Annotated in this window: 20 protein-coding genes; 7 read left to right on the forward strand and 13 right to left on the reverse strand. The window is 46.1% G+C overall.

The window, feature by feature from the left end; all coding sequences use genetic code 11:
- The first annotated feature begins 36 nt into the window (after window positions 1-36).
- The 5 genes from paaA (at window position 37) to F752_RS0110060 (ending at window position 3,781) form a co-directional block, all read left to right on the forward strand.
- Window positions 37-1,023 (forward strand): 1,2-phenylacetyl-CoA epoxidase subunit PaaA, encoded by a 987-nt coding sequence (gene paaA, locus F752_RS0110040; protein ID WP_017731603.1) that lies wholly within the window; start codon window positions 37-39, stop codon window positions 1,021-1,023.
- 53 nt (window positions 1,024-1,076) lie between these two features.
- Complete coding sequence (locus F752_RS0110045) at window positions 1,077-1,694, forward strand: hypothetical protein (protein WP_017731604.1); 618 nt, start codon at window positions 1,077-1,079, stop codon at window positions 1,692-1,694.
- 3 nt (window positions 1,695-1,697) lie between these two features.
- The gene (gene paaC, locus F752_RS0110050) at window positions 1,698-2,453 is read left to right on the forward strand and encodes a 1,2-phenylacetyl-CoA epoxidase subunit PaaC (RefSeq protein WP_017731605.1); all 756 of its coding nucleotides are present in this window, start codon (window positions 1,698-1,700) and stop codon (window positions 2,451-2,453) included.
- 21 nt (window positions 2,454-2,474) lie between these two features.
- Window positions 2,475-2,960: a 1,2-phenylacetyl-CoA epoxidase subunit PaaD gene (paaD, locus tag F752_RS0110055; protein ID WP_017731606.1), complete on the forward strand. Its 486-nt coding sequence runs from the start codon at window positions 2,475-2,477 to the stop codon at window positions 2,958-2,960.
- Between the two features lie 215 nt (window positions 2,961-3,175).
- Window positions 3,176-3,781 carry a LemA family protein gene (locus F752_RS0110060; protein WP_017731607.1) on the forward strand — a complete coding sequence of 202 codons (606 nt, stop codon included), beginning with the start codon at window positions 3,176-3,178 and terminating at the stop codon, window positions 3,779-3,781.
- Between the two features lie 54 nt (window positions 3,782-3,835).
- Here F752_RS0110060 and F752_RS0110065 read toward each other — a convergent pair whose 3' ends face one another.
- Together F752_RS0110065 and F752_RS0110070 are read right to left on the reverse strand one after the other, a co-directional pair.
- Window positions 3,836-5,560: a M3 family oligoendopeptidase gene (locus F752_RS0110065; protein WP_017731608.1), complete on the reverse strand. Its 1,725-nt coding sequence runs from the start codon at window positions 5,558-5,560 to the stop codon at window positions 3,836-3,838.
- A gap of 89 nt (window positions 5,561-5,649) precedes the next feature.
- Window positions 5,650-6,792 (reverse strand): ferredoxin--NADP reductase, encoded by a 1,143-nt coding sequence (locus tag F752_RS0110070; RefSeq protein ID WP_017731609.1) that lies wholly within the window; start codon window positions 6,790-6,792, stop codon window positions 5,650-5,652.
- Window positions 6,793-7,088: 296 nt separating this feature from the next.
- On the opposite strand from F752_RS0110070, the gene purB reads away from it, so the two are divergent.
- The gene (gene purB, locus F752_RS0110075) at window positions 7,089-8,435 is read left to right on the forward strand and encodes an adenylosuccinate lyase (protein WP_017731610.1); all 1,347 of its coding nucleotides are present in this window, start codon (window positions 7,089-7,091) and stop codon (window positions 8,433-8,435) included.
- A 57-nt stretch (window positions 8,436-8,492) separates the two neighbouring features.
- Here purB and F752_RS0110080 read toward each other — a convergent pair whose 3' ends face one another.
- From F752_RS0110080 to F752_RS23865, 5 genes are all read right to left on the reverse strand, one after another.
- Window positions 8,493-8,822: a hypothetical protein gene (locus F752_RS0110080; protein ID WP_017731611.1), complete on the reverse strand. Its 330-nt coding sequence runs from the start codon at window positions 8,820-8,822 to the stop codon at window positions 8,493-8,495.
- A 139-nt stretch (window positions 8,823-8,961) separates the two neighbouring features.
- Complete coding sequence (locus F752_RS0110085) at window positions 8,962-9,357, reverse strand: hypothetical protein (protein ID WP_152425095.1); 396 nt, start codon at window positions 9,355-9,357, stop codon at window positions 8,962-8,964.
- A gap of 42 nt (window positions 9,358-9,399) precedes the next feature.
- Window positions 9,400-10,854, reverse strand: a complete 1,455-nt coding sequence (locus F752_RS0110090; protein ID WP_017731613.1) for a TolC family protein — start codon at window positions 10,852-10,854, stop codon at window positions 9,400-9,402.
- On the reverse strand, window positions 10,847-12,214 hold the full coding sequence (locus F752_RS0110095) for an ABC transporter permease (RefSeq protein WP_017731614.1): 1,368 nt from the start codon (window positions 12,212-12,214) through the stop codon (window positions 10,847-10,849). Before F752_RS0110095 ends, F752_RS0110090 begins: the two co-directional genes overlap by 8 nt.
- Window positions 12,211-13,506, reverse strand: a complete 1,296-nt coding sequence (locus F752_RS23865) for an efflux RND transporter periplasmic adaptor subunit (RefSeq protein WP_017731615.1) — start codon at window positions 13,504-13,506, stop codon at window positions 12,211-12,213. Before F752_RS23865 ends, F752_RS0110095 begins: the two co-directional genes overlap by 4 nt.
- Window positions 13,507-13,687: 181 nt before the next feature.
- Here F752_RS23865 and F752_RS0110105 point away from each other — a divergent pair, with 181 nt between their 5' ends.
- Window positions 13,688-14,458 (forward strand): class I SAM-dependent methyltransferase, encoded by a 771-nt coding sequence (locus F752_RS0110105; protein ID WP_152425096.1) that lies wholly within the window; start codon window positions 13,688-13,690, stop codon window positions 14,456-14,458.
- Window positions 14,459-14,587: 129 nt separating this feature from the next.
- Here F752_RS0110105 and F752_RS0110110 read toward each other — a convergent pair whose 3' ends face one another.
- Genes F752_RS0110110 through F752_RS0110135 form a run of 6 tightly spaced genes read right to left on the reverse strand, consistent with a single transcriptional unit; the run spans window position 14,588 to window position 20,890 of the window.
- Window positions 14,588-15,553: a glycosyltransferase gene (locus F752_RS0110110; protein ID WP_017731617.1), complete on the reverse strand. Its 966-nt coding sequence runs from the start codon at window positions 15,551-15,553 to the stop codon at window positions 14,588-14,590.
- A 3-nt stretch (window positions 15,554-15,556) separates the two neighbouring features.
- The gene (locus F752_RS0110115) at window positions 15,557-16,534 is read right to left on the reverse strand and encodes a glycosyltransferase family 2 protein (protein ID WP_040664510.1); all 978 of its coding nucleotides are present in this window, start codon (window positions 16,532-16,534) and stop codon (window positions 15,557-15,559) included.
- A 2-nt stretch (window positions 16,535-16,536) separates the two neighbouring features.
- Window positions 16,537-17,091 carry a DUF4199 domain-containing protein gene (locus tag F752_RS0110120; RefSeq protein ID WP_051049887.1) on the reverse strand — a complete coding sequence of 185 codons (555 nt, stop codon included), beginning with the start codon at window positions 17,089-17,091 and terminating at the stop codon, window positions 16,537-16,539.
- Between the two features lies 1 nt (window position 17,092).
- Complete coding sequence (locus tag F752_RS0110125) at window positions 17,093-17,611, reverse strand: DUF4199 domain-containing protein (protein ID WP_017731620.1); 519 nt, start codon at window positions 17,609-17,611, stop codon at window positions 17,093-17,095.
- On the reverse strand, window positions 17,604-18,890 hold the full coding sequence (locus tag F752_RS0110130; protein WP_017731621.1) for a dihydroorotase: 1,287 nt from the start codon (window positions 18,888-18,890) through the stop codon (window positions 17,604-17,606). The genes F752_RS0110125 and F752_RS0110130 overlap by 8 nt, the downstream gene beginning before the upstream one ends.
- Entirely contained in the window at window positions 18,887-20,890 is a 2,004-nt protein-coding gene (locus tag F752_RS0110135) for a BatA domain-containing protein (RefSeq protein WP_017731622.1), read from the reverse strand. The genes F752_RS0110130 and F752_RS0110135 overlap by 4 nt, the downstream gene beginning before the upstream one ends.
- Between the last annotated feature and the right edge of the window lie 226 nt (window positions 20,891-21,116).

The following is a 21,116-nucleotide window of genomic DNA, read 5'->3' on the forward strand; positions in this document are numbered from 1 at the left end:
ACTTACTAATAGATTAGCAACTAAACTATAAAAGATATGTACGGCGGAGGAAACACTTTTGAAGCACCCAAGCAAAACGAAATGCAGGCCGAAGACCCGCAAAAGCTGGCCGAATTTGAGGCTCGCATTGAGCGGGGCGAAAAAATAGAACCTTCGGACTGGATGCCGGCTCTGTATCGTAAGCAGCTCATTCGTATGATAGAGCAGCATGCGCACAGCGAAATTATTGGTGCCCTGCCCGAAGGGACCTGGATTACCCGTGCCCCTGGCTTCCGCCGTAAACTGGCCCTGATGGCTAAAGTGCAGGACGAAGTGGGCCACGCCCAACTGTTGTACAGCGCTGCCGAAACCCTGGGCAAGTCGCGCGAAGATATGCTCAGCGACCTCATCAGCGGTAAATCGAAGTACTCGAACATCTTTAACTACCCTGCCTTTACATGGGCCGATACCGCCGTTATTGCCTGGCTCGTGGATGCAGGCGCTATTGTTAACCAGCTTGCCAACTCTCGTGGCAGCTACGCCCCTTACAGCCGTGCGCTGGAACGTATTTGTGCGGAGGAATCCTTCCACCTCAAGTATGGTCACCATGCCGTTATCCACCTGGCAACGGGTACTCCTACCCAGCGCAAAATGGTGCAGGAAGCCCTGAACCGCTGGTGGGCACCGCTGATGCACTTCTTCGGTCCGCCGGATAAAATGTCGGTACACACCGAAGTGCTGATGAAGTGGAAAGTAAAAATGGCCACCAACGACGATATGCGCCAGCAGTTCCTCGATATGTATGTGCCGAAAATATGGGAGCTGGGGCTTACCATTCCGGACGAAAACCTGCGCAAGAATGAAGAAACAGGCAAGTGGGATTATACCGAACCTGACTGGGAAGAATTTAAGCGTGTAATTAACGGAGATGGCCCTTTAAATAAGGAACGCCTTGCGGTACGCCGTATTGCTGAAGAAAGAGGCCGCTGGGTACGCAATGCCCTGCTGAAATCTGAAGCGAATTACGTAACCCCTTTAGCCTAATTGTAACGAGGCAGCCCCTCTCTCCTGAGCGGCTGCCTTTTAATTTTTCCGACATGACCATACAATCCTTAGACCCCCGCGTGAGCCGCCTTGGGCTTACCAGCCTGCAAAACGATGATGCAGAACAGGCCACGGTAAATCAATTCCCCACTTTTCAGGTGTTTACCCAGAAGAAGGAAGACAAACCCTTCGAACATGGTGGCATTGTGCACGCTCCCAATATTGAAATGGCCCTTATCTTTGCCAAAGAGCAGTACAGCCGACGCTTTACCTGCAGTGGGCTTGCAGTAGCCGCCACTACTTCTGTTAAAACAACAGATGTTAGCGAGAATAAAGAAGACATCTATAACCTCATTCAGGAACCTGCTGTAAGCAGTAGCGAAAAGGAACCCTACGAAATCTTTCACCTGAATAAGCGCGGAAAACAAACCGTGTATGCGGGTAGTGTAGAAGCAGGCAGTTTCGAAGAAGCAGCATGGGAAGCGAAAAAAGCTTTTCAAAACGACAAACCTGTTTACAATCTCTGGCTCATCCGCCGCAATGATATCCTTTTTATCGATGAAGAGGACAAGGATATATGGGCGACACTGGGCGACAAAAAATACCGCGACGCCCTGGACTATAAGGCCACCGATAAGATAAAAGCATTTAAAGAAGAACAGAACCGATAAGGCATGAACACTCCCGCAATTAAAGATTTGCTCTATAAAATGGCTGATGATCAGCTTATACTCGGCCACCGCAATTCCGAATGGACCGGTTTCGGCCCTGTGCTGGAAGAAGATATTGCCTTCTCCTCCATGGCACAGGATAAAATTGGCCAGAGCCAGGCACTCTACCAGTTGCTGCATGAGCTGGGCGAAGCCGAACCCGATACCATTGCCTTTACCCGTAATGCGGAGCAGTTCCATAACTGCCAGCTAACAGAGTTGCCGATAGGTGAATATGATTTCAGCCTTATCAGGCACTTCCTCTTCGACCATGCCGAACTGATTCGCTTTGAAATGCTGGCCAACAGCAGATACGAACCACTGGCTCAGCTCGCCCGTAAAATTAAGGGAGAGATAAAGTACCATGTTATGCATGCCAACACCTGGATTAAGCAGCTGGGAAATGCGAATGAGGAAAGTATTTCCCGCCTGCAAAACAGCCTGGAGTATGCTCTCCCCTATGCGCTGGGCATCTTTGAAGAAGGCGCTCATGAAGAAGCCCTCCAATCTGAGGGAATCTTCCCGGGGGAGAAAGCGGTTATGGAAGAATGGAAAAAGAGAATCAGCGAAAGAATTGAGCAGACTGCACTTCGCCTACCGGACTTCAGCCAATTGCAGCCGGTATATGGCGGGCGTAAAGGCCAGCATAGCGAGCATCTGCAACCCCTGCTCGATGAGATGTCGGAGGTATTTCGTATCGACCCTACAGCCGAATGGTAAGGAAAAGTGAGAGAGCAAGAAATGGCATATACTGAAGAAGAAATACGGCACTGGCTGGAAGAAGTAAAGGATCCTGAAATCCCTGTACTTTCGCTCAACGATTTGGGCGTGATTACAGGAATTTCAGTACTCGAAAACGGCAAGGTAAAAGTAGAAATGACGCCCACCTTTGTCGGCTGCCCGGCTATTGACTATATGAAAAGCGATGTAAAGGAAGTACTTGCCAAACATGGAGTGGAAGAGGTAGAAGTCCGGGTATCTTTTGATACCCAGTGGAACTCCAACATGATCAGTGAGAAAGGCAGGCAGGCACTCAAAGACTTTGGACTGGCCCCTCCACCAAAACACAATCTTATTGTGGAGCTTGATATCCTGGAAGAGGTAGAATGCCCTAACTGCGGGAGCCACAACACAGACCTTAAAACTCCTTTTGGCCCTACCCTTTGCCGCTCCATTCATCATTGTTTCGACTGCAAGGAAACCTTTGAACAGTTTAAGCCTATTTAACTTACATTACCTATTCCTAAACCATTTTACCTGCAGGTAAATGGCCAAATAAATCCTCTTTTATTAACTTTTCAGGGTCATTCTTCCTATAATTCAAGCATCTTTATCCTTCCCTTTGTAGAATTTTTCCCCATCATGTAGGAGATTCGACCTCTTTTATTGTTTTATTTTTGAAAGAAAAGTTTAATTTGCACCTTCAGTTTATTCAAAGGTGTATGAAAAAAACGCTACGTATTCTTTTAATTACTGCATTAAGCGCTTCTGCATATACTGCCTGCCAGAGAGCCTCTGAGGAAAAGCAGGCCGAAGAAGAGCTTATATTGATTGATTCGCTGCAACAAACTTTCATTAGCCTAAACGATAGCGCGGCGAACCGTTGGGAGGTTATTTTACAGGCAGAGGAGCAGAAGCTGGCTCAAATGCGCGCCATTCTGGAGGAACTAAGTGCTCCACCTGTTTTCAATAAGTCACGATTGGAGAGCCTCAATAAAAACTTTAAGGAAGTATACGAGATGCGTCTCCAGGAGGCCGAAGACCTGAGCCACGAGCAGATAGACCGCTATGACTCCGCCTCACAGGCACTAAAAGAACAGATTATTGCCTATACTGAGGACCATCCGGACATCAAAAAGTTTCCTCTCGTAACAGAGTTGATCGACAGCATACAGGCTACCGATCAGCAGATACTGTTCCACCGGGTACGCTACGATAATTTTGCCAGCGATCTCAATCACTTCCTGGAGGGCAACAGAGAGTATCTTCCTAAAATAGACACCAGCGGTCTGGCCCAGGAAAGGACTTTATTTCAATTACCAGAATAAGAAAAGCCTGCTTAATTTTTTAAGCAGGCTTTTTAACTGTCAATAAGAGAAATTCTAAAGCTTTTCCAGCTCCTCCTTTACAAAGGCCATCAGCTCTCGTATATATTCGCGGCTAAAGTCAAAGCGAATGCCAGCCGCTTCATACACCTCCGGAATTGGCCTGGTGTATCCCAGCTTTAAAGCCCCCTGGTAATCTTTCAATGCCTTATCAGGATTTTTCTTGTAGTTTTTCCATACTGCCACCGCACCCAACTGGGCCATGCCATATTCAATATAGTAAAAAGGCACCTCATACAGGTGGAGCTGCTTCTGCCACAGGTAGGATTTCGCTTTCTCCAAACCGCTCCAGTCGGTTATGTCATCACTGAAAGAATCGAATATCCTGTTCCATGCTTCTTTCCGCTCCTGTTGGTCATGCTCGGGATGAGTGTATATCCAATGCTGAAACTGGTCGATCGTGGCTACCCAGGGAAGCGTACCAATGATCTGCTCCAGGTGATCTTTTTTAGCCCGAATCAGGTCTTCTTCCTTCTCAAAGTATTCATCCCAGTAATCCATCGTCAGCAGCTCCATCGACATGGAGGCGAGCTCTGCCACTTCTGAAGGAGGTTGCTTAAAATCATTCAGCTCCAGCTCCCGGGAAAGGAAAGAGTGTACGGCATGCCCACCTTCATGCAAAATAGTAATCAGGTCACGCAGTGTAGAGGTGGCATTCATAAAAATGAAAGGAACGCCTATTTCCGAAAGCGGGTAATTATATCCACCCGGAGCCTTACCTTTGCGGCTGTCAAGGTCGAGGTGTTTCATTTCCCTCATTATGCTCAGGCATTTCCCCAGAAAAGGATCAAGTCGCGAAAAAACTTTTATGGTTTTTTCCGTCAGATCCTGGCTATCGCGAAAAGGCCGGAGCTGGTCTCTTCCTTCTGTATCTACGCTATGATCCCATGGGCGAAGGCGGTCCAGACCAAGTTTTTCTTTTCTTTCCCTTGCGATGGCATTCAGCAGCGGAACTACCTCTGCTTTAACCGCCCCGTGAAAATCCTCACAATCTTTTGGACCATAGTCAAACCGCCCCATGGCCTTAAACATATAGTCGCGATAATTATCAAAATCGGCATTAAGGGCAACTCTATGACGGAGGTTCAGCAACTTATCGAACAGCTCATCGAGCTTAAAATTATCCTCCAGCCGACGTTCACTAATTTTACGATAAGCTTCTTCCCTCCTGGCCCTGTCGGTAGATTCGAGAAAATCTGCCGCCTGCTGCAAGGTGAGTTCTCTGCCCTCTATCTCCACAGTCATGTTTCCGCTAATACTACCAAACTCCTGCGAGAGGGTCTCAATCTCTGTATTGAGAGGAATATTTGCTTCTCTGTAAATCTCCAGCTCCGATTTCATACTGCGGATCATTACCGGATACCCTTCTTCCTGTAAAGCATTGAGATAGGGGCTATCCAGTGCTTTCTGATTGAGTTTATGATCTTCCGGCGCAATATTGGGCTGAATCTGGCTTACAAAATAGTTAAATCGTTCACGGGCTTCCTCATCAGTGGTATTAATGGTCATTTTAATATAACGCCAGCCCATATCCTCTGCCAACACCGACTCCAGTTCGCTCCTGTCCTGGAACCAGCGGCGCAGGTCCTCTACCGAATTAATTTCTCTTTCTTCAAGCTCTTTATAAAAAGGGGCTATTTTATCCCAGCTGCTTACGGTAAAACTTTCGGGTAAGAAATGCCGCTTATCGCGCTTGGGTATCTCAATTTGATTGGTATTCATACAAAAATTTCAGTTGTCAGATATAAAAAAGAAAAGCTTTGCCACCCGAATTGTTTGGCAAAGCTTGTACAAAAACAGATTTGGCTCTACTAGCCGATTTCAATCACTACATCGTCGGTAACAGGGCGTCCTACACAGGTAAGTACATACCCCTCTTCGAGCTCAGACTCGGACAAGCCTTCGTCTTCGTCGAGTTTTACCTTTCCGCTAATACACTTTCCACGGCAGGCAGTACACAGTCCACTCTGGCAGGAGTACGGAAGGTCAATATCAAGATCCAGCGCAGTTTCCAATATGGTTTTATCAGGCTCTACGGTAAACTTATGCTCTTCTCCATCCAGTATCACCGTAACTTCTCTACTCTTGGGAGTATCATCGCCTGCAGCAGCTATCGGGTCGGCAGCACCTTCTACTCTTTGGGTTTTACCAGCTACAAAGCTTTCGCGGTGCACCAGTTCTTTTGGAATAGCTAATTCTTTAAGCGTTTCTTCCACATTCACCATCATCCCTTCCGGTCCACACATAAAGTATTCTGTTTGGGCCGTATCCCATTGTGGCAACTGTTTTAGCAGCTCCTTCAACAGCGCTGGTTTTAAAAGGCCGGTGGGGCATTCCCAGCTAAATGGCTTTTGCTCCAGTACATGAATTACCTGCAGGCGGCTTTTCCACTTCTCCTGGAGCTCATCGAGCTGCTTTTTAAAGATAATGCTTTCTTCGCTACGGTTCGCATATATGAGCGACACCTGGCTTTCTGATTCCTTCTCCAGAATCGATTTGGCAATCGACATCAGAGGGGTAATACCACTACCGCCCCCTAACAGTACAATGTGGCGCTTTTTGTTCGCATCAGGCACAATGGTAAAGTTTCCCATTGGCTCCATCACCTCCAGGGTATCTCCTGCCTTCAGCTGGTTATTCAGAAAATTGGAAACCACCCCGCCTTCCACTCTTTTTACCGTTACACCCGGGTGCGGATCGGTATAGGGAGAAGTACAAACAGAATAGGCTCTGCGGACTTTCTTTCCGTCGACAGTAGGAATAAGGGTAAAAAACTGGCCTGGCTTATAGGTAATAGGCTCTTCGGGTTGTTCAAAAAAGATGGAAATAGCATCAGCAGTTTCCTGCACTACCTCCTTTATCTTCAACTGATGATACTTAATATTCCCCCTGGTGGCCACCTGTGGCTCCTCCTTTTTCTCCGGACCTGATTTCTTAAAAAAGCTAAATGCCATTTTATTTAAAAGTAGATTAGTTACACATCAAAACCGGCGCAACAGTTTTGCCCGGTTATTTTAGCTATCGCCTGTAAACATAACAGCCAGAAGTGAGTGCAGGTTTTATCCCATGTTTAATTCTGGCTTTTTGGATATTACAGCTCAGTAGCTGCAATTACGACGCCAAAATTAACAAATCTTTGCTAATATCCCTTTCTGTTCTCTCTTAAACTCCACCACACCAGCTGGATAATTCCCCATTTCCTTACGGTTTCTAAACAGAATCTTTTAATTTTGGGCTTTAATTTTCTACCATGAATTTATCGACACTTACTGCCATTTCTCCTATCGACGGACGCTACCGCGATAAGCTTAAAAACCTTTCTCCCTATTTTTCAGAATTTGGCCTTATTCACTACCGCCTGCTGGTGGAGGTAGAATACTTTATTGCACTCTGCCAGCTTCCCTTACCACAGCTGGAAGGGTTTCGGCCGGAAGAGTTTGAAACGCTCCGCCTCATTTATAAAAACTTTGGCAGTAATGAGGCCAAGGAAATTAAAGAGATTGAGAAAACAACCAATCATGACGTTAAAGCGGTAGAGTACTTCCTTAAAAAACATTTCGACCTGTTGGGCTTTGAGGCTTATAAGGAGTTTATCCATTTCGGGTTAACCTCGCAGGATATTAATAACACAGCTGTTCCGCTCTCGCTCAAGGAAGCTATGCAGGAGCATATAATCCCGGAGCTCAGAAACATCCATAAAACTCTGGGCCTTCTGGCGAGGGAATGGATGGACCAGCCTATGCTCGCCCGTACCCATGGCCAGCCCGCATCCCCCACTACCGTAGGTAAAGAAATACAGGTTTTTGCCGTACGACTCCGGGAGCAGCTACATATGCTGGAAATTATCCCTTATGCAGCCAAGTTTGGAGGTGCTACCGGGAACTTCAATGCCCACCATGTGGCATTTCCTGAAACAGACTGGGCAGAGTTTGGCAATGACTTTGTAAACAACATTTTAGGCTTAAAGCGCAGCCACCCTACCACACAAATTGAGCATTATGACTTTCTGGCCGCTACTTTCGATAACCTGAAGCGTATTAATACCATCCTGATAGATTTTAGCCGCGACATCTGGCAGTACATCTCCATGAACTATTTTACCCAGCGTATAAAAGAAGGTGAAGTAGGCTCCTCGGCTATGCCACACAAGGTTAACCCCATCGACTTCGAAAATGCTGAAGGCAATTTAGGCATTGCCAATGCCTTGTTTGAACACCTCGCAGCTAAGTTACCCATAAGCCGCCTGCAACGTGACCTTACCGATTCGACTGTACTCAGGAATATTGGAGTACCCCTGGCGCATACCCTCCTGTCGGTCCTCTCTATACAAAAAGGAATCCAGAAACTCCAGCTAAATAAAGCTGCCATTGATGCTGATTTGGAAGATAACTGGGCGATAGTTGCAGAGGCTATTCAAACTGTTTTAAGACGGGAAGGGGTGGCGAACCCTTATGAACAGCTAAAAGCACTGACACGTAAAAATGAGAAGATAACAGCCAACACCATCCGTCAATTTATCGATTCACTGGAGGTTTCAGCTGAGGTAAAGGAAGAGCTGAGAAAAATCAGCCCGCACAATTATATCGGAATTCATTAGCAATTAAAAAGCTGTTGGGGATTATTCCCCAACAGCTTTTTCACTTTTTAGATAATTTCACTTCCCCTGCTCTATTATTTTTTTAATAAGCTGATTCAGCTCCTGTATCTGTTCGAAAGAAAAATTGCTGCGGAGCATTTTTAAGTGACTGCTCGTTACCATGTCCGGATCTTCCACACATAAGTTAGCATAAGCGACTGCAAGTGCCACCTGTGCAGGCTCTGCTTCTATCTCCGGTTCTATGCATTCCTGTAAACCGATAGGTAAAGCCTTGCCTGTCGCATGGCTGATAACTTCCCAAACAGCCTGTACAATAGCAGTGCTTAAAATTTGATTGGAGGGTTGAAAATGATTCGGGCCAGGGTCTGTTAAGTTACTTGCTTCCACAAGAGTAAGAATGGTTATGCTTTCAATGATAAGGCTTATTCCTTTAAATTAAAAATCAACCTCTCACGAACCTTACATACTGCAAAAGGAAAAAGCTGGCAATAAAGCCAGCTTTCTTCATTCCTTATTCTTATTTTCGTTAACCCATATAATCGCCAGTTTTCTGGCGGCACTCTTTCACCTTTTTCTTTAATCTCAGGCTCCAGAAAGGACCATTTTTAAACATTAGTAAAAATCGTGTACCCAGGTTATGCAGGAATACCCCTGCCTGACTTTTGCTTCCGGGGCCTTCGCCGGGTATTAAAACATAATTAAACCCCATTTTTGAGGTTTGGTCTTCCACGCACTTGTTCCCTATTAAAAGACCATTCACGTTCCGTTTATAGATGGTAAGGTAGTTCTCTGGCCTTTCCGGCAAACTCTCCGGAGTAGCTTCCCAACTGGTATTAGTGGTAGGAGACGGCTTCTCCTCCCGCTTTTGAGCAAAAGCAGTGAGAGGAAAGAGTAAAAGGCAAAGAAATAATATGGGTTTCATTTTAAAAATCACAAAATCAGAAGGAATTATCGGCGAAAAGAGTTAACCTTCTATGATAGGCACTTCCTGCTGAAAATCATAAAGTGTTAGCTCACGGAGGCGGTAATAGGCGATCCAGAATTCCCGTAAAGCAGCAATGTAACTCCTTCTTGCCTCATCTTTTTCCTGTGTGGCTATGTTCAAGTCGGTAATACTGATTTTCCCAATCAGGTAGCGGTTTTTAGACAGTTCGTAGCGGCGCTGGGCAATGTCATCGCTTTTCTCGGCGATTTCTGTCTGGATCCGCAGCATTTTAAAAAGTTTTACCTGCGTATAAATCTCCTGCTCAAAGTTAATTTTCTCCTGTGCAATAGTATAATCAATCAGCTTCATATTGGCCTCGGCAGTCTTTACCCTGGAGCGCTGCCGGCCCCAGTCAACTACCGGAATGGAGAATTCCAGTAACACCCCCTGCTGATCGCCCGGCGAATGGTACACATCGGTAAACTCCAGTCCCTGGTTGGTAAGGCCGAAGGTAGCCCGAAGGCTCGCATCGAGTCCGCTGTCATTTTTTGCCCTTGCCAGGTCGCGCTCTGCCTCCAGCTCCTGTCGTTTAAAGCCAATAGCATCCTGTCGATTATCGTTAGCTTCCTGTAGAGCCACGTCCACATCCACCTCAAACTCCGGGATTAGCACCGGCGGAATCAGGAGCAGCTGATCATTATTGTTGAGTCCGACATAGGATTTCAGCCGAAGTCCAGTCGTTTCCAGGTCGAGCTTTGCCTCTGCCACCTGCTGCTGGGCCCGCATTAAGGCGAGTTCCAGTTGCAGCAGCTCTCCTTCCGATACCTTTCCCAGATTATAGCGGCCTTCGGCAATTTTATAAATGGTATCGTTATTGGCCAGGTTCTTCTGTGCTATTTCAAGGCTGGCCTGAGCCAACAAGAGGTCGAAAAACAGGCTGGTGGCATTGACCGCAATCTGTTCCAGCTCCTCTACATATTCCCGCTGTGACTCCTCATAGCGGAGCGGTTCAATTCTTCTGTTCCAGCGGAGGGAGTTAAAGCGAAAGAGTGGCTGCTCAATACCAATGAAGGCAGGGTTGCCGCTGTAGCGTTTGAAATTTTCGGCAAAGTTATCGAAACGAGTCAATTGTGAAGTTAAAAATATTTTACTTCCCGTAATACCTATCTGCTGTTCCAGAGAAAGCTCCACCCTCCCGAAATTCTGATGAACTTTTGTAAAGTCGTAAGAGCCATCGGGCTGTATGGTAGGAATAATGCCGTTATTGTACTCCTCCAAGCCGTTTATTACCAGCTGGGGCTTATAATCCGACAGATAGGTGCGGTACTGCCAGTAGCGGTTTTCGCGCCTGGTTTCTACCTGTAGGGCGGCTGGCGACTCCTCACGAGCCATTTCCACAATCTCAAAAAGGCTGAAAGGTTCTTCCTGTGCCTGACTCTCCAGGAAGGGGAATAAAAGGAGAAGAACAATGCCTGACAGAACAATTTTATTCATAACGAAGCGAAGTAATGGGATTTTGACTGGCTGCTTTACGGGCAGGGGCAATTCCGAAGATGAGGCCGACTGCTGCTGCCACACCAAAAGAGATTAATACAGAACCTACAGAAACGATGGTGGGTATTTCGGCGATACTCGAAATAATAATGGCCATTGAAATACCAAGGAGTACGCCAATGATACCTCCACTAACACTAATCATGACGGCCTCGAACAGGAACTGCAGAACTATGTCCTGCTTTTTAGCCCCTATTGAAAGTCGAAGTCCTATTTCCTTAATCCGCTCCATAACGGAAGCCAGCATAATATTCATGATCCCGATACCGCCTACCAGCAGTGAAATACCCGCAATAGCCCCTAGAACTACATTAAAAATATTTTTAGTGCGCTGCTGTTGCTTGAGGAGCAGTTCAGGAATGGTAATCTCAAAATCGACCATTCCATAGTGCCTCCGCTCCAGCAGGCGGGCAATTACATCGGCAGTGGCATTGAGTTGTTCAGTGGCACCTACCTGCACCACAATCCGATCGAGCTGGTGGTAATTCACATTTTTTCTGGGGGCATCTTCCGATTCACCTCCTCCTCCAATTATGATAACATTACCGCCCACGTCACCCCCTCCCTGCTGTAACATCTCATTTGTTACTAAAGCACGGTTTTCGTACCTGATAAGCATGGTTTGCAGGGGAGTGTATACATCCATGTTGTAATCACGGATGCCAAGATTTTCGATACTCTTTTTGGATATCACCCGTGGCTCCAGCACCCCTACTACCTTAAGCCAGTGGGGCCCTACTTTAATCATTTTCCCGATAGGACTCTCCTGGCTGAAAAAGCGGGTTTGAAGCCCTTTACCGATAATGCATACCGGCTCCCCATTTTTCATCTGAAATTCATTAAAGTGCTGACCGCTCGCAATATTGAAATTCGCCAGCGAAAAATAGTCATTATTGACCCCAACGAGTTTGGCTGAGCGCCTTACTCCATTTTTGATGATGTAGGTTTCCAGCAATATCTCCGGGCTTATCCGGGCGATGGAAGGAAGTACCTTTTGCAAACTTTCCATATCGAGCATGCTTAGCCCGGGCGAAAACTGATTTTTTTCCGCTGCTATTGCGGAGGCCTCCAGTACCTCCTCCTCATTCTGCTCTACAATGGGTGTGATAATAATATTATTGACCCCTACCAGCTTTATCTGCTCCAGAATTTCCTGCTGAGCACCATTGCCAATGGCCAGCATGGCAATGACTGCCGATACGCCAAAGATAATTCCTAAGGCGGTAAGTACAGAACGAAGCTTGTTGACCAATACCGCATCGAGCGCTATATAGAAGTTTGCCCAGGCAGTTTTTTTCATTGTACGGAACTGCTTAGTTTTTCTTCATTCTCCTTCACCTCTTCCAGTAGCACTAAAGGACGGTCAGCGCCATTCTGTGGAACCGATAGATAAAGCTGATCGCCCTCCTCGAGGCCGGCCTGCACTACAATTTCGTTCGCATTGGCCTTTCCTACCCTTACCTGCTGCCTGCTGATGTCCATCCCTTCCTTCAGGTATACAAATGAAAGGCTATCGCCCTGGCTGTGCAGAGACTCCAACGGAATATACAATACATCGTCCAGCACTTCTGCGATGATATCATTACTGGTGGTCATGGCTGGTCTCAGGGTAGTATCGGTCTCAAATATTTCCACATTTACCTCAAAAACCTTCGCATCTGAATTGGGTCTTTGCTCCCCTACATTGGCCACACTAATCACTTTACCGCTAAGCTTTTTATCCGGATAGGCATCCAGACCAATATTTACCGGCTGCCCCACCTTTACCTGCCGGATATCGACTTCATTAACATAGGTGCGGGAAAGCATCTTCGACAGGTCAGGCAGGGTTGCCACCACCGGATCCCAGGCACCTACGGTAGAACCGGCTGCTCTTTTTTTACCATTGTACTCTCGTTTGTAAATAACCATTCCATCCTCGGGAGCTTTAATCATAAACTGATCAGCCAGCTTTTGAAGAAAATCTGCCTCATTTTGAGCTTCGGCCAGTTCTGCGGCTGCTTCCTGCATTTGCGCCACTGCCTTTTGCCGCTGAAGCTGGTAATTCTCCTTTGCCTGTTTAAGGGCGCGATGGGCTTTTTCCAGGTCAATCTCGGCCTGTTTTATGGTGGCCGGCGGTTCGTATTGCGACTGCTCTACCACCAGCTTCTGCTCTTCTACCGCAAATTCCAGGTTAACCAGTTGGTCGCGGGCTTCGCGTAGCGTGAGGGCAGTATCAAGCTTTGTCTGGGTATATTCCGATAGGTTCTGCTGCAGTTTATTCTGGGTTTCGCTGATACGGTCCTGAAGTTCTGAGCGATCGAGGCTTGCCACATAATCACCTTTTTTTACGGTGGTTCCCTCCGGCACAATATCCTCGATATTAACCTGCCACAGGCGTGCCTGCCGCAGCCCGTTTGGCCCCCTTACCTCTGTAGAATTCTTTGCTTCCAACTCACCGGAAGTAGTAATTACTATTTTAAATTCCCCCCTTTCAACCTTGGTTAGTAGCTCCCCATCATTCTCCGCCTGCCGGTTGCCAAAATATATAAGGCCTCCTACTACTACCAGAATGGCAAGTGCGGCCGCAATGAGAATGTTTCTTCTGTTCATCAGATAACAAAATTTTCAGGTAATATACTTTAAAAATTTAAAACTCTGCAGGCATGCAGTAGTCAATATTAGCAAAAACAATACAAAATATATAAAATTTAAAAGCTAAATATTATTAAATTTAAAGTGGAAGACTATCATTTCTGTAGGATAGCCCCGCCTAATGCCTATATTTGCGATTATGATTAAGAATATTATCAGTCTGGTCATCCGAAAGGTGCCCCGCCCTTACCTGCAGCTGGTCAGCCATCATATTGCAAAAGGGCTTTCCCTATTCTACCAGGGAAATGATGTAGAATGTCCTGTTTGCCAAAAACACTTTCGGAAGTTTTTGCCTTACGGGCGGAAGGCAAGGGAAAATGCCCTTTGCCCAAACTGCCTGGCGCTTGAACGCCACCGGCTAATGTATCTCTTCCTCCGGCGGAAAACCAATTTCTTTACTGCTCCTTTACGAGTGCTGCATGTCGCCCCGGAAATTTGCTTTATCGGGCGATTTGAAAAACAACAGAACCTTGAGTATACCACTGCCGATATAGAATCGCCTCTTGCAAAGGTAAAAATGGATATCCATGCCATTCCTTTTCCGGAAAACAGCTTCGATGTTATCTTATGTAACCATGTAATGGAACATGTGGCGGATGACGGTCTGGCCATGCGGGAATTGTACAGGGTACTCAGGCCCGGCGGATGGGGCATTATTCAAATTCCACTTTTCCACCCTCTGCCCGAAACAACCTATGAGGATGCAAGCATCACCAGTCCTGCTGCCCGCGAAAAAGCATTTGGACAGAATGACCACGTGCGACTTTATGGAAAGGATTATGCCGATCGCTTAAGGGCTGCAGGCTTTATGGTAGAAGAGAACTGCTATACCAAAGAACTTCCCGTGGAAGAGGTTGAGCGTTACGCCCTCCCCACAGATGAGATTATTTTCTATGTAAAGAAGCTGTAAAAGATCGATCTCTTTTTGGCTAAGAAAAAAGACCGGTTTATCCGGAAAAAATCTAAAAGTGAGAAATAAGCAGCCGGATAACCCGTTTATTCTGTCCGGGTCCTCTGCTTACCCTCTGTAGCCGCAAGCTTACTTCTTTCTTATTTTCCGTTCCAGCTCTTCCCAAAAGCCAATGCCATAGGCCCATAATTGTACAAAGGCAGCACCAATACTGAGCATACCTACTTTTGCACTTTTGTACTTCATTCCCGCATCGATCCCAATCAGCAAAAAGTACAGCAGCAGAAAAGAGGTTGCCCCAGCAAACAGGAACGGACTTAGCAAAGGAAGCAGGAGGTAGAATAAAAGGCCTGCCACAAAGGCTGCCGGAAAAGCATGTACCAGCTTTAGCTCCTTAGGGTAAAAACGGGAAATGTTTATTCGGGCCCTCCCGAAGAAATGGAGTTGTTTATAGAACTGCTGAAGGCTTGTGCGCCTTTTATGGTAAACATACGCCTCCTCAATAAGGCCGGTACGGAAACCCTGCTCGATTATTCTGATACTGAATTCGATATCTTCGCCCATACGGGTAATAATGTACCCTCCGGTTTTTTCCCACACCTCACGCGAAATGCCCATATTAAAACTTCGGGGATGGAAAGCAGCCAGTCGTTTTTTACTTCCCCTGATACCTCCGGTAGTAAAAAGAGAAGTCATACTATAGCTTATTGCTTTTTGTAAAGGAGTGAAAGAGGGGTGCGCCCGGTCTGGCCCTCCCCAGGCATCTAAGGGTTCCTTTCGGAGGTGTGCTTCTACTGCCTCAAAATAATGGGGAGGAATAAGGCAATCGGAATCGAATACGACAAGATATTCTCCTTTTGCATGGGCAAAGCCGAAATTACGGCTAAAGCCCTGCCCGCTATTTTCCTTATAAAAATAGCGTAGCTCCAGGGCGCTTTTCCATTTTTCTGCTATCTGATCGGCTTTAAGTGTAGAGCCATCTTCCACCACCACTACTTCAAAGTTGGTATAGCTTTGCCGGCTCAGGCTTGCCAGCAGCTCATCCAGTTCATCGGGCCGGTTATAAACAGGAACAATTACAGAATATTTGGGCATGCTTTATTTCTTCAGTCCAAGCCGGTCGATAACCAGGTAATCTCTTTTCTTTGCCGTATTCATCGTCATCATCTCGGCCAGGAAACCAGCCAGAAAAAGTTGCACGCCAACGACCACTGCCACCAGTGCCAGGAAAAAAAGCGGCTGGTCGGTTACTTCACGCACCGGCTCCTGATGCTCAACAGCGATATGATACAGCTTATTACCAATTATCCAGACGGTAATAATAAGGCCCAGCAGGAAAGATATTGTACCCAAAGAGCCAAAGAAGTGCATTGGCCGCTGCTTGAATTTAGATACAAAGGTGATAGACAGCAGGTCCAGAAAACCAAAAATAAAGCGTTCCAGACCAAATTTTGTAGACCCGTATTTCCGCGGGCGGTGAGCTACTACCTGCTCTCCTATTCTATCGAAACCACGCCATTTAGCAATAACCGGTATGTAGCGGTGCATTTCACCGTAAATATTGATATTCTTTACAACCTCTCTGCTGTAGGCTTTTAAGCCACAGTTAAAATCATGCAAATGAATATCGCTGATTTTGCGGGTAACCCAGTTAAAGAATCTGGAAGGAATGGTTTTACTGATGGGATCGTAACGCTTCTTTTTCCAGCCTGATATAAGGTCATAACCCTCCTCTTCAATAAGACTGTAAAGGGCAGGTATTTCATCCGGGCTATCCTGCAGGTCGGCATCCATGGTAATAACCACTCGCCCCCTGGTAGCTTTAAAACCAGTATTTAAAGCGGCCGATTTGCCATAATTCCGGTTAAAGCGAATACCCCTGATATTCGAATTACCGGAAAACAGTTCTTCCACCACTTCCCAGCTTCGGTCAGAGCTTCCATCATCTACTAAAATCACTTCATAAGTAAAGCCGTGCTCTTTCATGACACGGCTTATCCAGCTACACAATTCAGGTAGTGATTCCTCTTCGTTAAAAAGAGGAATCACTACCGAAATATCCGGTTCTTTCATCATACTTAAAATTCAACAGAGGGATCGGTATTTTTGGTGAAGGCCGAAACAATTAAAGACACAATAAATGAAACAACAATGTAGGTTAGGATTCCGATAAAGAACAAGGCTACCGGCGACATCATCATTTCTGAAATTTCCATCGCCTGTTCTATCTGGGCATCTGACATTCCCTGTTCTTCGAGCTGAATACGGGCTATTTCCATTTGCCTGGCAATTATAGTTTCGTCAATAAAGGTCATATAGATGACACTAAAAAGAGAGCCAATAATTCCGCTGACTAATCCAAGTACTACACCAAGCCCTAACCCCTGGCCATAGGACATAAATCCATTGCCCTGATCTTTAAAAGCTTTATGAGTTAAATAAATTCCAACAATAAAGCTGATTACCATAAAGATGGTGCTCAGCCCACTATCCTGCTGCAGCTCGGCAAGAAAAGTAATCAGGCTAAAGACAATGAAGACAAGACCAGTGTAAAGTCCGCCTTTCATGCCCACTGACCAAACACCTGGCTGAGTCTGTGGAGCTGTTTCGTAAGTTGAGGTTGTTGTTTCCATTTTATTTTGTGCGTTTAAAGATGATTGCGATGATGGTGGTAGCCAGAAAACCAATAAACACCTTTTTCAGGAAATCATCAGCTACCAGGGAGAAAACGGTTGTTCCCTTCAGACTAGCGAGGGTTTCTTTATACGCATCAGCCCCTATCTGTTCAACCCACTTCTCCGAATCTGCGGTTAATATAGCAATATTTTCCTGTTTATGTGATAGAAAAAGTGCAGGATCTATTACTTCCAGAAACAGCCCTAGAAAAGAGGCCGAAAGGAGCGCAATCAACAGGTAACAAACAAAACCAACCGTCATTCCCTGCCAATAGAACATCGTCCCTCCAAACTTATAATCGCGAAGCTCCTTAATGGAGAAGAAAATAAATATGGGCAGCAAAATAAAATCAAGGGGGCGGACATCCGAAATCGGGTCTGCCCCGGAATAGTAAAGAGTGAGGAACAGAGCGATAGCAATAAAGCCGCCGCCAATTCCGTACTTAAGCGGAACCTTATAGAGTTGAGATTTATCCATTCGTTTTTACGACCACGGCAGAATGAAAATGGTGCATTCCATTTGCAATAACCCCCAGTGCTTTGCCTCTGAGCGTTTGATTAAAGAAGGGAGAATTGATGCCTTTTGAGAAGTTAGTTTCTTCTGTAAACTGCCACTCAAATTCCGGCGAGAAAAGGGTAAGGTTAGCCGACTCGCCTGCTTTTATTTCAATGGAGGGCAATCCTAACAGGCGCCTTGGAGCATGGGATACTTTTTCTGCCAGCAGGCTGGCATCAAGCACTCCGGCTTTAAGCAGGGAAGCATAGAAGGTCTGCAGCCCCATCATTCCAAACTCCGCCAGGTCAAATTCAAGCTTTTTGCTTTCCGTGTCCTGCGGCTGGTGGTCCGTTACTATGGCATCGATGGTTCCGTCTTTCAGGCCGTCAATAAGCGCCTTTCTGTCCTCTTCCTGCCTTAGTGGTGGGTTCACTTTATAGTTCGTATCAAAATCCAGCAGAGCATTATCGGTAAATACCAGGTGCGCTACCGAAACATCGCAGCTTACTGCGAGCCCGCGTGCCTTGGCATTACGCACAAGATCTACTCCTGCCGCCGTAGAAATACCACTGAAATGTAAACGCCCCCCTGCATACTCAAGCAGCCGAAGGTCCCGTTCAATCGCCATTTCTTCTGCTAAAACTGGCATTCCTTTCATCCCCAGAAGGGTACTGTTTATTCCTTCGTGCATTTGCCCTCCCCTTACCAGACTTGCTTCGGTAGGATGATTAATCAGTAACCCATTAAAATGTAGCAGATACTGAAGGCTCTTCAGTAAAAGGGCAGTATTGGTGATAGGACGGGTACCATCGGTAAATGCCAGTGCTCCCGCCTGCCGTAAATCCATCATTTCGGCCAGCTCTTCTCCCTTTGCCCCTATACTAACTGCACCCAAAGGATATAACTGGGTGAGTCGCTGACTATTCCCGGAAAGTATGTAACGGATACCCTTTTTATTATCAAGAGCAGGTTCGGTATTAGGTAAAAGAGCTACTGCAGTAAAACCACCATCTGCCGCTGCGAGAGCCCCACTTTCCAGATCTTCTTTATGTTCCATGCCCGGGTCATTAAAATGAGCCCGCAAATCGCACCAACCCGCAGAAAGCCAGCATCCGCTTCCATCAATCTCCAGCTCGGCTTCTGCAAGTGAGGAGGATGGGCCAATCTCTGCTATTTTCCCATCCACTACGGAAACATGGTAGCTTTCCCCAGGATTAAAACCTTTGGCCGCTATTTGAACATTTTTAATAGATATCCTCATTTCAGAAATCTGATTAGCAGCACTTCAGCAAGAAGCGCCAACAAAGCTAACAATAAGGTCCACTTCCACAAAGCCTCTCCTTCAAATTTCTCCTCTACACTAGCGCGGATGTTGTCCAGGTCAATATCCTTAATTACCTCCATTTGTGGAATTTCAGATACTTCTTCTTCAATCTTTTCTATCCTCAGCTGGTCTAGTTTTGACTCTTGCTTACTGTGGTTAAAAGCCAGCTGATAGACCACTTCATCATCCATCAACAGCTGGTAATATCCTGGCTCAATCACATAAGAAGGAAGCTCCAGCTGTAACATCCGGTCATTCAGCCGCTGGTTGGGAATAATTTCCTGTTCTTTCCTTTTCAACTTGTATACTTTATCTCCTTCCGCTTCCGCTAGCTGTAGCCTTATAAGATTATCATCGGTGGTATGGTAGAGCTTATTGCTCAACTGCAAACTATTGAAAGCCACCTTGTACATTACAGGTACAAAAAGTGCATGCTGATGAAAATTGGTAAACTCCTCCTCCATGGGTGATGCCAGCAGGTAAAGCTGTTTCTGGCGACTCAGGAAAGGGTGGCCACTTTGCAGCTCCAGCAATTCTTCGCTATTTCCCTGCCAGCTTACCACCGGTCTGGCCTTGGGCATATTAAACGGCTCATCTGTTTCCTCGAAGATATCCTGGAAGAATGGGTGCTCCAGAGGTACAGGCGAAACCCTTACCGCCTCTGGCAACTGTACCTCTTCCAGAGCAAGGTTTCCGGCAAGTAAACCAACGGCATCAGGCATTCCTTCCTCTGCCGAAATAAATAATATGCTGCCTCCCGATGACTCAAAGTCGCGCAATGCTGCCCCCAGGCTCTCTCCTAAACTGCTGAGCCCGTTTACTACCACCAGGTCGGCCGATGAAACAGCACCAACATTGAGGTTTCCCGGATGAGAGGATTCAAAGAGAAAATAGCTTGTATCGGCATATACTTTACTGATAGCTGTTTCACCTGGCTCATCAGTAATTTCCAAAACCTTAACTTTTGATGCCTGCTGAATTACAAAATGAAAGGTATTATCGAAGGTAAGCGGGAAGTCCTGAAAAGATAAGGTGGCAGGAGTAAAAGGCTGAAGAGGAAAATTTAACTGAAAGCTCAGATTTGCCTGTCCTTTTGCCGGTATACTAACGGTGCTATTGGCCACCTGCTGTCCGCTTACCGAAAGGCTCACCGGAACATCCTCTACCGCTTTCATCCCTTCATTGGCCAAAACAACATGAATTGTATTATCGCTGGCGGAGAAAATCACGGGCTGATCCAGGTAAACCGTGTCGACATGGAGATTTCCCGCCTGCTCAAATTCAATAGGTAGCAGAGAAATTTGAGTAAGCGTATCTAACTCAGGCTCTGCCTCTCGAAACCAGTGGTGTTCCTGAAAGTCAGACAGTATAAACACCTCTCTCTGTGCATTCTCCTCTTCCATAGGAAGTATCTCTAAGCGATTCAACACTTCCGGAAGAGAGCGATTGACTCCACTAAACTGAACTTCAGTAAGGCGGTCGGCAATGGTTTCTGCAGAAGTATAATATTGTGCCGCAGTATTAAAATCGTTGGTCAGGAGTCTGAAGCGGGTTCCCTGCGGATATGAATTTACCAGTTCCTGCGCCAGTTGCACAGCAGCATCCAGGCCGCTTAAATCTTCTGCCACCCTATTGGAGAGACTGTAAGAATTATCGAGATAAATATCTACCAGACCAGCCTTTCGGATACCTGCAGCAGAAGGCAGGTAGGGCTGTGCAAAGGTCAACACCAGGAACAGGATAAACAACAAACGAGCGAACAGCACAAGCAGATGCCTGAACCGGAGTTTAGCCTGACTTACCTTTTTTACTGACTGTAAAAAGCGGGTATTGGAGAAATAAACTTTTTTAGCTTTTCTGAAATGGAAAAGGTGAATAATCACAGGTATTGCCAGGGCAAACAGTCCGTACAGAAAAGCTGGGTATAAGAAGCTCATGAGATGTAAAAATATAAAAAGAGTTGGAAGGCTAAAACAAGAATGGGATTAAGATGCTCCATAACTTATTCTTTTAACTCTCGTCAGCGGGTTTTATTTTTAATGAGGCCTTTCCATGTCTGATAAAATGGACCTTTTTATTTAACTGCTGAGCAAAATAATTGGTAATCCAGAAGCACAGGCAATGCCTATCCAATTGAGAAGGGCATAAAAAAACCCTCACATC

The sequence above is a fragment of the Nafulsella turpanensis ZLM-10 genome, from assembly GCF_000346615.1.
GTDB classification, from domain to species: Bacteria; Bacteroidota; Bacteroidia; order Cytophagales; family Cyclobacteriaceae; genus Nafulsella; species Nafulsella turpanensis.

Excerpts from the sequence above, each read along its gene's own strand:
- F752_RS0110105 (WP_152425096.1), top strand. The coding sequence starts at position 13,688 with ATGATTAAGAATATTATCAGTCTGGTCATCCGAAAGGTGCCCCGCCCT.
- F752_RS0110115 (WP_040664510.1), bottom strand. The coding sequence starts at position 16,534 with ATGATGAAAGAACCGGATATTTCGGTAGTGATTCCTCTTTTTAACGAA.
- F752_RS0110085 (WP_152425095.1), bottom strand. The coding sequence starts at position 9,357 with ATGAAACCCATATTATTTCTTTGCCTTTTACTCTTTCCTCTCACTGCT.
- F752_RS0110090 (WP_017731613.1), bottom strand. The coding sequence starts at position 10,854 with ATGAATAAAATTGTTCTGTCAGGCATTGTTCTTCTCCTTTTATTCCCC.
- paaA (WP_017731603.1), top strand. The coding sequence starts at position 37 with ATGTACGGCGGAGGAAACACTTTTGAAGCACCCAAGCAAAACGAAATG.
- F752_RS0110045 (WP_017731604.1), top strand. The coding sequence starts at position 1,077 with ATGACCATACAATCCTTAGACCCCCGCGTGAGCCGCCTTGGGCTTACC.
- purB (WP_017731610.1), top strand. The coding sequence starts at position 7,089 with ATGAATTTATCGACACTTACTGCCATTTCTCCTATCGACGGACGCTAC.
- paaC (WP_017731605.1), top strand. The coding sequence starts at position 1,698 with ATGAACACTCCCGCAATTAAAGATTTGCTCTATAAAATGGCTGATGAT.
- F752_RS0110070 (WP_017731609.1), bottom strand. The coding sequence starts at position 6,792 with ATGGCATTTAGCTTTTTTAAGAAATCAGGTCCGGAGAAAAAGGAGGAG.
- F752_RS23865 (WP_017731615.1), bottom strand. The coding sequence starts at position 13,506 with ATGAACAGAAGAAACATTCTCATTGCGGCCGCACTTGCCATTCTGGTA.
- paaD (WP_017731606.1), top strand. The coding sequence starts at position 2,475 with ATGGCATATACTGAAGAAGAAATACGGCACTGGCTGGAAGAAGTAAAG.
- F752_RS0110130 (WP_017731621.1), bottom strand. The coding sequence starts at position 18,890 with ATGAGGATATCTATTAAAAATGTTCAAATAGCGGCCAAAGGTTTTAAT.
- F752_RS0110135 (WP_017731622.1), bottom strand. The coding sequence starts at position 20,890 with ATGAGCTTCTTATACCCAGCTTTTCTGTACGGACTGTTTGCCCTGGCA.
- F752_RS0110125 (WP_017731620.1), bottom strand. The coding sequence starts at position 17,611 with ATGGATAAATCTCAACTCTATAAGGTTCCGCTTAAGTACGGAATTGGC.
- F752_RS0110120 (WP_051049887.1), bottom strand. The coding sequence starts at position 17,091 with ATGGAAACAACAACCTCAACTTACGAAACAGCTCCACAGACTCAGCCA.
- F752_RS0110110 (WP_017731617.1), bottom strand. The coding sequence starts at position 15,553 with ATGCCCAAATATTCTGTAATTGTTCCTGTTTATAACCGGCCCGATGAA.
- F752_RS0110060 (WP_017731607.1), top strand. The coding sequence starts at position 3,176 with ATGAAAAAAACGCTACGTATTCTTTTAATTACTGCATTAAGCGCTTCT.
- F752_RS0110095 (WP_017731614.1), bottom strand. The coding sequence starts at position 12,214 with ATGAAAAAAACTGCCTGGGCAAACTTCTATATAGCGCTCGATGCGGTA.
- F752_RS0110065 (WP_017731608.1), bottom strand. The coding sequence starts at position 5,560 with ATGAATACCAATCAAATTGAGATACCCAAGCGCGATAAGCGGCATTTC.